This window comes from Nonomuraea sp. NPDC049625, assembly GCF_040675285.1.
In the GTDB taxonomy this organism is placed as follows: Bacteria; Actinomycetota; Actinomycetes; order Streptosporangiales; family Streptosporangiaceae; genus Nonomuraea; species Nonomuraea angiospora_A.
In genome coordinates this window covers 68214-78285 of record NZ_JBFAOQ010000004.1, presented here as the reverse complement: position 1 = coordinate 78285, position 10072 = coordinate 68214, and the positions used below count along the sequence as shown (strand labels likewise).

General features: G+C 69.0%; 6 protein-coding genes. All 6 read right to left on the bottom strand.

The genetic code is table 11. From position 1 onward, the window contains the following. Positions 1–4: 4 nt before the first annotated feature. Positions 5–1003 carry an ABC transporter permease gene (locus tag AB0J87_RS18840; RefSeq protein WP_363966739.1) on the bottom strand — a complete coding sequence of 333 codons (999 nt, stop codon included), beginning with the start codon at positions 1001–1003 and terminating at the stop codon, positions 5–7. Between the two features lie 9 nt (positions 1004–1012). Continuing rightward, complete coding sequence (locus tag AB0J87_RS18835) at positions 1013–2995, bottom strand: ABC transporter substrate-binding protein (protein ID WP_363966737.1); 1983 nt, start codon at positions 2993–2995, stop codon at positions 1013–1015. A 16-nt stretch (positions 2996–3011) separates the two neighbouring features. Then, positions 3012–5255 carry an Ig-like domain-containing protein gene (locus tag AB0J87_RS18830; protein ID WP_363966735.1) on the bottom strand — a complete coding sequence of 748 codons (2244 nt, stop codon included), beginning with the start codon at positions 5253–5255 and terminating at the stop codon, positions 3012–3014. A gap of 792 nt (positions 5256–6047) precedes the next feature. Further along, positions 6048–7070, bottom strand: coding sequence for a sugar-binding transcriptional regulator (locus tag AB0J87_RS18825; protein ID WP_363966733.1), 1023 nt, complete (start codon positions 7068–7070; stop codon positions 6048–6050). Between the two features lie 673 nt (positions 7071–7743). After that, positions 7744–8640 (bottom strand): nucleoside hydrolase, encoded by an 897-nt coding sequence (locus AB0J87_RS18820; RefSeq protein ID WP_363966731.1) that lies wholly within the window; start codon positions 8638–8640, stop codon positions 7744–7746. Positions 8641–8696: 56 nt separating this feature from the next. After that, positions 8697–10031 (bottom strand): hypothetical protein, encoded by a 1335-nt coding sequence (locus tag AB0J87_RS18815; protein WP_363966729.1) that lies wholly within the window; start codon positions 10029–10031, stop codon positions 8697–8699. Between the last annotated feature and the right edge of the window lie 41 nt (positions 10032–10072).

Below are 10072 nucleotides of genomic sequence, written 5' to 3'. Positions count from 1 at the left end.
GGCGCTACTCTCTCTTGTACCGTTTGCGGATTCGCGGGTCCCACCACGCCAGCGCCAGGTCGCTCAGCACGGTTCCGATCACGGTCAGCGTGCTGAGGATCATGATGAAGCTGCCGACCAGGTACATGTCCTGGTTCATGACGCCGTTGAGCAGCAGCGGGCCGCCGGTCGGCAGGCTCATGACCACCGACACGATCGTCTCCCCGCCGATCAGGCCGGGCAGCAGCCAGCCGACCGTGCTGAAGAACGGGCTGAGCGACATCCGCACCGGATACTTCAGCAGCAGCTTCCACTCCGGCAGGCCCTTGGCCCTGGCCGTGTGCACGTACGGGCGGTAGAGCTCGTCCAGCAGGTTCGCCCGGGTCACCCGGATCATGCCGGCGGTGCCCGACACGCCGATCACCACGATCGGCACCCACAGGTGGCCGAGCAGGTCGAGGACCTTGCCCAGGTTCCAGGCGGCGTCCTGGAACTCGGGGGAGAACAGGCCGCCGACGCTCTGGCCGAAGAAGCGGAAGCCGACGTACATGAGGACCAGCGCCAGCATGAACTCCGGCACCGCCATGCCGATGAACCCCAGGAACGAGAAGCCGTAGTCGCCCCACGAGTACTGCTTGACCGCGCTGTAGATGCCGATCGGGAACGCGATCGCCCAGACCATGAGCAGCGAGCTGATCGACAGCACCGCCGACAGCGCGACCCGCTCGCCGATGAGCGTGGAGACCGCCTGGTTCCAGGCAAACGATTGACCAAAATCGCCGTGCAGGAGGATCGCCGTGATCCAGCGCCAGTACTGCAGCAGGAGCGGGTCGTCGAGGCCGTACCGGTGCCTGAGGTTGGTGATCTCCGCAGGGGTGAGGCCCTCGCCGCCGGCCTGCGCGTTGGCCACGAGCGTCGAGACGTAGTCGCCCGGCGGCAGGTTGATGATGACGAACGTGACGATCGAGATCGCCCAGAGCGTCACCACCACGTACACCAGGCGGCGGCCGAAGTATCCCAGCACGTCGGCTCCTCAGAGGGAGTACTGCTCGGGCTGGGTCGGCCCGGGGGTGGTGGGTGCGCCGGCCATCGAGTCGGGCACGTTCTTGAAGCTGTTCGACACGATGCCGTACTCGTCCGGGTACGTGCTGATCCCGATCGCGTAGAACTGCTGCGCCGCGATCTCGATCACCTTCTTGGCGGACTCGATCGCCTTGGTGGTGTCGGGCTCGGTGCGCATCGTGGTGAATGCCTCCAGCTGGTCGCGCACCTCCTTGGGCGGCTCGTCGCCGGCCTTGCCCTTGCTGCCGTACCACTGCGCCCAGCGGATGGCGTAGCGGGCGCTGCCGGAGTTGCTCGGCACGTAGTAGTGGTCGCCGCCGGTGCCCGTGATGATGTCGAAGTCGCTGCAGGTGTACGTGGAAACCTGCGGCTGGTTCGCCATCGTGCGCTCGGTGAACAGCGTGCCCGCGACCGGGTCCACCCGCAGCCCGACCCCCACCGCCTCCCAGCCCTTCTTGACGAACTCCAGCGCCTCGGTGTGGTGCGGGAACTCGGTGCTGGCCATGACCGTGACGATCAGCGGCTTGCCGTCGGGGCCCAGACGCTTGCCGTCGGCGTCCTTCTTGGTCAGCCCGGCCTTGTCGAGGTGCTCGTTCGCCTTCGCCGCGTCGAACTCGGTGTACTGCTTGGCGAACGCCTCGTCATAGACCACGTTCCGCTTGGACGGCGCGGCCTGCCACGGCTCGCCCTGGCCCGCGTACACGCCATCGATGATCTCCTTGCGGTTGATCGCGTACGACAGCCCGATCCTGAAGTCCCTGTTCTGGAACAGCTTGCGCAGCTCGTCGTCCGCGATGTTCTGGTTGAACTGGATGATCATCGTGTTGCTGAGCCGGCTCGGCACGTCGAACAGCCGGTACTTGCCCTTGGCGGCGTTCTGGGAGACCAGCGGCTTGTTCTCCGGCGTGTTGAAGTTGCGCAGCTGCATGCCGATCTCGCCGTTCATGATCTTCAGCAGCTCGACCTGGACGTCGCCCAGCACCTCCGCCCGGTAGCGGTCGATGTACGGGAGCTGGCGCCCCTGCTGGTCGACCTTCCAGTAGTACGGGTTGCGCTCGGCCACCAGCGCCGTGCCCTTGCCGATCGGGCTGCTCACCTTCCAGGCGTGCAGCGTGGGCTGGTCGGCGTTGTGCCACGGGTCCTGCTTCTGCATGAACAGCTGCGTCCAGTCCTCCAGCTGCTCGTCCTTGGCCAGCTGGTCGACGTCCGGGTTGTACTTCTTGTGGAACTGCTTGAGGTAGTGCTTGGGCAGCAGGAACCCGATCGGGCCGGGCCGCTCGAACGTCGCGACCGCGATCTGGAACAGCAACCCCGCCTTCGGCTCCTTGTAGACGTAGCGGACGGTCCGGTCGTCCACCTTCTCGACCTTCACCCGCTCGGTGGTGCTGCCGTTCTCCAGGTAGAGGTCGTAGATGCCGGTGGTGTGCAGGTCGTGGTACGTGGCCACGTCCTCGAAGGCGAACATCAGGTCGTCGGCGGTGCACGGCTGGCCGTCCGACCACTTGAGGCCCTCGCGCAGGCGGAAGACGTATTCCCGGCCCCCGTTCTTGACCTCGAACTCCGCCACGTTGGCCACGATGTCGTCAGGGCCCTTCTGGCCGTTCGTGCCGGGCTTGAGCCTGACCAGGGGCTCGTACCCGAGGGTGTTGGTCAGCCAGTCGATGTCGTCGTCGCCGACGAGGGCCGAGGCCCAGGTGCCGCCGTACCTGCCCGGTTCCTTCAGCGGCGTGACGACGAGGGGGTTCTTCGGCAGGCGCTGCTCCAGCGGCGGCAGCTTGCCGCTCTTGACCAGCTGCGCCAGCGCCGGGGACTCCTTGGCGGACATGTCGGCGGCCTGGACGGCGCCGCCGGTGTCGGGGCTGGTGTCGAGGAAGCTGCAGCCAGTGGCGGTGGTCAGCAGGAGAAGGCCGCCGCCGCGGAGGAGGTTCCTCCTCGTGAACGGTTGGTGGGTCATGGGGGGTGCTCCAGTTCTAACGATTGACCTTCACCAGGCTGAACCTGGCCGTGGTGTAGGCGTGGACCGCGTTCGCCTCCTGGTTCCCGTCGACGGCGAGGCCGATGTAGAACCGGCCGGTCCGCATCGCGATGCGCTCGTAGCCGATGCGGTCCCAGTTCAGCGAGTTGGACGACAGGAAGGCCTCGAACTCGTTGTCCCCGGTCAGCAGGCTCCGGCAGACCAGGCGCAGCCAGTACGGCTTCTTCGGGTTCAGCGGGTCCTCGCCGGCGGCCGGCCAGATGCCGACGCTGGGCTGCTTGCCGTTCGAGGCGACCCTGATGGCCTTGGCGCGCATGCCGGCACCGTCGTCACCGCTCGCGGACAGACCGATGCCGGCCAGCATGAACGGTGAGTTCGGCGCGAGGTCCTGACGCACCATGATGCCCGCGACGGCGTCGACGTGCCCCATGCTGATGCTGTCCACCCGCGCGGTGATCTCGATGACCTCGCCCCGCTGGCTGAACCCGACGGCCTGATAGGCGAAGTGGAAGGAGTCCTTCCAGCCCGCGATCTTCCCGGAGCCCTTCAGCGTGAACACGCCGTCCTTCAGCGCCGTGCTCCCGGGGATGGCCACCTCGCCGATGTCCTTCGCCGTCCACGGCTTGTGGGTCATGGTGCGGGTGACGTGGATCGGCACCAGCGACGAGGTGGTCGCCGACCCCGTGCTGTCGGTCGCGCGCGCCGTCAGGGAGTAGGTGCCGTCGGTCGCGTCCGCCCAGGTCGCCTGGTACGGCGCCGCGGTGGCCTCGCCGATCTTCTTGTCGCCGTGGAAGAACTCGACCTTGGCGATGGACGCGCCGTCGAGGGCCTTGGCGTCGGCCTGGACGACGACGGACTGCTGGTCCGTGTCCGCCGCGAACACCTGGTCGATCTTGGGGGAGAGGATCGCCACCTCGGGGTTGCGGGCCCCGGCTCGCTGGATGGAGTTCAGGTAGCGCTCCAGGTTCGTGTACCCGCTGCCGTCCACCGTCTTGGCGTCGTCGGCGCTCTCCGGGTTCAGCCCCTGGGCGGTCTCCCACTCGTCCGGCATGCCGTCGTGGTCGCTGTCGGCGGGAGCGGGCACCTCGGGCGGCGCCGGCAGCCAGCCGCCCACGTCCTTCTGGGAGTTGATGTGGCGCCCCGTGCCGGTGCGCGCCTCGTTGATCAGCCTGGCGTCGATGGCGTCCCGTCGCGGCAGGGTGGCTCCGGCCTGTTCCAGGACCGTCGCGAACGCCTGCTGCGCGGGCTGCTCCGTGATGCCGTTCTCGAACTCCACCGGCCTGGGCCGCAGCGTGATGCCGCCGGTCGGGTAGGTGATGCCGAGCGTGTTGTCGGCCGTGAGGTCGGCGTGGCCCTCGACCGTGTTGCCGCTGACGTGCCACTCGCCGAACCGGCCGGGGGCCACGATCGTCCTGGCGATCGGGGGCAGCGTGTTGGGGCCGGGCTTGTAGTAGTTGCCGATGATGTTGATGCCGTTGGCCCACTCGCCGCCGTAGCAGGTCGTGATCCCGGGGTTGTAGATCACGTTGTTGCGGTGGTCCACCACCAGGCTCATGCCCTCGGTGAAGCTGAAGCGCGGGTTGCGGCCGTTCTCGTGGATGAGCAGGTTGTGGTGGTAGGTGATGGTGTCGCCGCCCCACAGGCCGCCCATGCCGTGCCGGCCCTTGGGGTGCACCGAGTTCACCAGGCCCTCGGAGATGATGCACCACTGGACGGTCACGTTGGTGTTGCCGTAGACGGAGAAGCACTCGTCCACGCCCCAGCTGAAGGAGCAGTGGTCGATGATGATGTCCCGCACGCCACGGGCGCCGAAGGTGTCGATGGCGGTGCCGAGTTCGTCGCCGCCGCGGAAGCGCAGATGGCGCAGGATGATGTTGCTGCCCTTGATCTGCGTCTCGTTGCCGATGACGGTGATGCCGTGACCGGGGGCGGTCTGGCCGGCGATGGTGAGGTTCGAGCCGGTGATGTCGAGGCCGCCCTTGATCTTGATGTTCCCGGAGACCCGGAAGACGACCGTCCCGTCGGACTTCGCCACCGCCTCACGTAAGGACCCGGGGCCGTCGTCGTCGAGGGTGGTCACCTCGTACACGGCGCCGCCCCGGCCGCCGGTGGTGTACATCCCGGCCCCCTCGGCGCCGGGGAAGGCGGGCACACCCTTCGCCTTCACCTTCGGCGCGACGGTGGGCGTGGGGCTCGGGCTGGGCGGTGCCGCCACGCCGGAGGTGCCCGCCCATGCCACGGCGGGCGGAACCAACGCCGCGGACCGCACGAAATCCCGGCGACTGAATTCTGATTGCTGGCGATCGAAGCCTTCGGCCTCGCTCATGCGAAACGCTCGCTTTCTGCCCCGAATAGACAGGGCTGTGCCGTCTTTCGGCACGACTCCGGACCACGCTGTCGCTAAGTGAGAATTTTTATTCAGCCATGAATGGAGTGGATTCATCACATCGTGAACGACACCGTTGTGACTGTCAAGAGCGCTTTCCAACCCGCCAGATCCAGCGTCAACCCCCGCAACGGGCCCACCCGAACCCGCCCACCCACCTCACACCGCCCCCAGCCGCCCGGCCCGCCCCGGCCTCACGAGCCCGACGCCGTCCGCCCCCACGAGCCCGACGCCCTTTGGGCGCGCACGCTGACGGCCTCCGTCACGCGGGATCGCCGACCCGCCACCCAAACCCGGTGGCCTCCTGCCCCTAAGCCCGGCAATCTCCGCCGCCCAGCCTGGCGACCTGCAGCACAAAGCTGAACGGCCCCCGCCGCCCAAGCCCGGCACACCTCCGGCACGCAACCCCGGCGGCCCCCTCCGGCATGCAAGCCAGGCGACCTCCACCGCGCAAGACCTACGGCTCCTCCGGCACGCGGGTGCGGCACTGCGCACGAGGCACAGCGCCCAGTCGGTTCGTCACCGGCCCTCAGGCAGCCGCGCCCAACTGGGCCCCAGCAAGACCACCCCCAGCAAGACCACCCCCAGCAAGACCGCCCCCAGCAAGACCGCCCCCAGCAAGACCATCCCCTGACCAGGCGAAGGTCAGTCCTTAAGGAGTTGCTCAGCCACACCCACATCCGTGATGAGCGTGTTCACCCACCCCCCACGCAACGCCGCCCGAATGGCCGCCGTCTTCCGGCGACCCCCCGCGATGGCGATCCGCCGCGGCACCCGCAGCAGATCAGCCGCCGAGATGCCAAGAATGCGTTCCTCGAGCGGCGACGCGATCAGCCGCCCCTCGGCGTCGAAGAAGCGCAGGCACACGTCACCCACCGCCCCCAACTCCCGCAACGTCTCGAAGTCCTCCTCCGAGATGGCGTTGCCGCTGTCACGCAGCAGCGGCGACGGATCCAGGCTCCCGATCCCCACCAGCACCGTGGTCAACCGCGACCAGGCATCCACGACCTGCCGTACGACGTGATCGTCCGAAAGCGCCTGCCGGGCGGCCGCGGACCCGACCAGGCCGGGCGCGGGCAGGAAGACGGGCTCGGCGCCCGTGAGATCGGCCAGATGGGCGGCCAGACGGGTGGCCTGGACCTGCGCGGACCCCTTGCCCACCCCGCCGATGAGCTGGACGACCTCCTCCGCCACCTGCACCGGACGGCGCTGCATGGCCTCCACCGTGGCCAGCAGGCTGGCGCTCCAGGATGAGATGCCCAGGTGCTCGCCGCCGATCAGGGTGGCGTCCAGGTACGTGGCGCCGGCCGAGCCCAGCGCGGCCACCACGTCGTGGTTGTCGCCGGTGGCGTCCACGACGATGATCTGCTCCACGCCGTACTTGCGCTCGAGGTCCTCCTCCAGTAACGCGTGCACGCCGCTGGGCACCACGACCACCGTGCGTACGATGCCGATCTCCGCGGCCTCCTTGAGCAGCCGCGACACCCGCGGCTGCGAGATGCGCAACTGCGCCGCGATCTGCGGCTGGCGCACCCCGTGCTCGTGGTAGAGGCGGGCGACCCGCACCAGGAGCCGCATGCGTTCCGACTCCTGGCTGAGCCGGCGACCGCTGAACCTCATGGGCTCACCGCCGGAGCGGCCCTTCTCGAACTGACTGTCAGCTCCCACGATCGCTGGCCTCCGCTTCGGCTCCGCCGCTCATGCTGGTCCGGTGGCGAGCCCGGGCCACTGCCGAGTGCCATTCTGCTAGCCCGCGGCCACGCTCGCACCACGATGCCGCGGGTACGTGGCACGCGCCACGACCCGCCACCCAGGACAGCACCCGACGGGACCGTACACCGACCGCGCCACCGCCACCCCCACCCGCTCCATCCGCCAGCCACGCCACCCCAGCACCGTCGCCCCGCCGCCCGGTTGCCGCAGCACCGTCCCCCCGCCCCCAGGCCACCGTCGCCGGTTCGGCACCACCGCAGGACCCGTTCGACGTCGCCGCTCCGGCACCCGCGACCCACCGCCCGTTCGACGTCGCCGCTCCAGCACCATCGGCCCACCGCCCGTTCGATGTGGTCGGTTCAGCACCATCGGCCCACCGCCCGTTCGACGTGGTCGGTTCAGCACCATCGGACCGCGGCCCGTTCGACCTGGTCGGCGCCGCGCCGAGGCCGCCGAGCGACCCCAGCTTCGTGTGCAGCCCACTCCTCCGGCCCAGGGTCGCGAGCCGGGCGAGCCCCGACCGAGCCGCAGACCGCCGGCAGGCTGCCCGACCGCCCCACTCCGGCCCCCGCCCCCGCCCCCGAACGTCAGCGAGCCCACGTCGCACCCCTCCCTCCCACCATCGCGCCTACCGCCGGGCGAAGGCCTGCAGCTTCGCGAAGAAGTCCTCGAAGATGAACCGCGCGTCGATCGAGTCGTACGTGCGGATCGCCCGATTTTCGAGGGAGAAGTCGTACGACCCGTCGTGGCGGAAGTTCGGGGCGGGGCGCTCCACCCACGTCCCGCAGTCGGGATGGAGCATCAGCCCGATCGCGGGCGAATCGCCGAGCGCGCGGAACTCGATCGACGGCCCGCTGTGCTGCTCGTTCCACTCGACGAGCTGGCGCACGAGGTACTCGCCGATCTCGCCGTACGGCGCCACCTTCGCGTCGAGCTCGGCGTATCCGACCGCCGTCATCCGGTACGTCGGCGCCGGGACCTGCCAGACCTTGACCGCCGAGGAGAACACGACATTGGCCGCCACGATGTCGTTGGACAGGTTGAACTCCGGCCGGGCGGGCAGGCCGCCGCGCCCGTCGTACCCGTTGCCGCCGATCCAGATCACGGTCACGTCCCGCTCGGCGATGCGCGGCTCCAGGAGCAGGGCCGAGGCCATGTCGGTCAGCGGGCCGAGGAAGGCCACGTACAGCGGCTCGGGGACGTCCCGCATGGCCCCTTCGATGATCAGGTCCGCGCCGGGCGACGGGACCGGGGTGACCACGTCGGGCAGCGCGTACGGGGTGCCGTCCTCGACCCTGACCGTGCCGTCGAGCTTCATCAACCGCAGCAGCAGGTCGATTTCCGCGCGGCTTTCCTCCAGGCTCGATCGGGTGCGGCGATTGCCGAAATGCGCGGCGATCAGCCCGCGAATATCGAGGCTCGGTGAGAGCAGGGCGTGCACGATGGCGAATTGGTCGTCCGCCTCGTTTTTGGCGTCGGTGTTGACGATCACTCTGCGCCGGTGGGAAAAGGTACGGCCCGCCATGCACACCCTTCCATCTATCTTGAATATCTATTCAAGTACGTATCTATATTCCGATATTAGGTTGTGACATTTGTGGTGTCAAGGTCCCAGAGGATGACGGACAGCGCGAACGGCGAGATGGTGTGGTCGTCGTGCGTGGCGTCCTCAAGGAGATCCCACCGTCCGTGCTCGGGCCGCCCGCCGGCGAGCAGCGCCACCCGGTCGCGTACCGGGGCCTGGTAGACGCGGTGCCCGACCCCGTTGAAGCAGCACTCGTCGAACCGGTTGAGGATCTGCACCTGCCCACGCCCCGGACCGACGGACGCCAGCACGTACATGTCGAGGAAGTCGTCGGAGGTGGCGGCGTAGAAGCCGGGCAGCGCCTCCTTGGTCTGCTCCCAGTCGCCGGTCGTGGGGCGCGGCTTCGGCGAGGCGGGACGCAGGAAGAACGGCAGCGACCCGGCCGTGGGATAGCTGCGGGTGACGCGCGGGTCCAGCGCCGCGAACACCGTCGTCGCCCAGCCCCCGCCCGACAGGCCGATCATCTCGACGGAGGCCGGCCGGTACGTGGCCTGCGCATAGTTGAGGGTGATCGTGAGCGGTTCGAGGAAGAAGGTCAGGGCGGAGAACTCGGTGCTCTCCCAGGGCGGGAGCTCGCGGTGGGAGGGGTTCGGCAGCAGCTTCGCCGGGTCCTTGGGGTCGGCGATCTGCTGCTGGTTCCAGTGCTGGAACGGCATCGCGTACGCCATCACCCGATAACCGCGGTCGAGCAGGGCCTGGACGGTGCGGAGCATGGTGTCGAACGGCTCGCCGTGGCCGTTGTGGTAGAGCGCGAGGCGCCGGTTCCAGGCGCGGCGCGGGACGATGTCGTACACCTTGGCCGAAACCTGGTAGCCCAGGGGGACCGTCAGCCGGTCGATCCGGCGAACACCCGTCAGGGAGGCGAAGTCAGGAGCCGGCACGTCGGTCTCGACGGTGGGGAGCGTCTTCGGCTGCCCCGCGCCCTTCCAGATGTAGTCGATCATGCCCTTACGTTTGGCGGCGATGTCGGCGGCCGACGCGATTCCGATCAGCGGCTCGATGTCGACGCCTGCGACGGCGGGCGGCAGCGTCTTGTACTCGGGCCCGAACCTGGCCGCCACCTCCTGATTGACCGGCGCCACCGGCCGCGGCACCCCCTTCCCCCCGCGCACCCCCTCGTCCAGCCCACCCGTTCCCGCCGCACTCTCGACCCCCGCCGCACTCCCGCTCCCGGCCGCACTCTCGACCCCGGCTGCGCTCCCGGCGCGGCCCACGACCCCGGCCCCCGCACCGGTACGACTCGCCGCCTCGGCCGGCCCCGCGACGACGGCCGCCCCGATACCACCCAGCACCCCGCCCAGCAGAGCACGCCTACTAGCCAACTTGTCCATCTCATCCATTCCTTCCACTACGTCAAACCCGTGATCTCAGC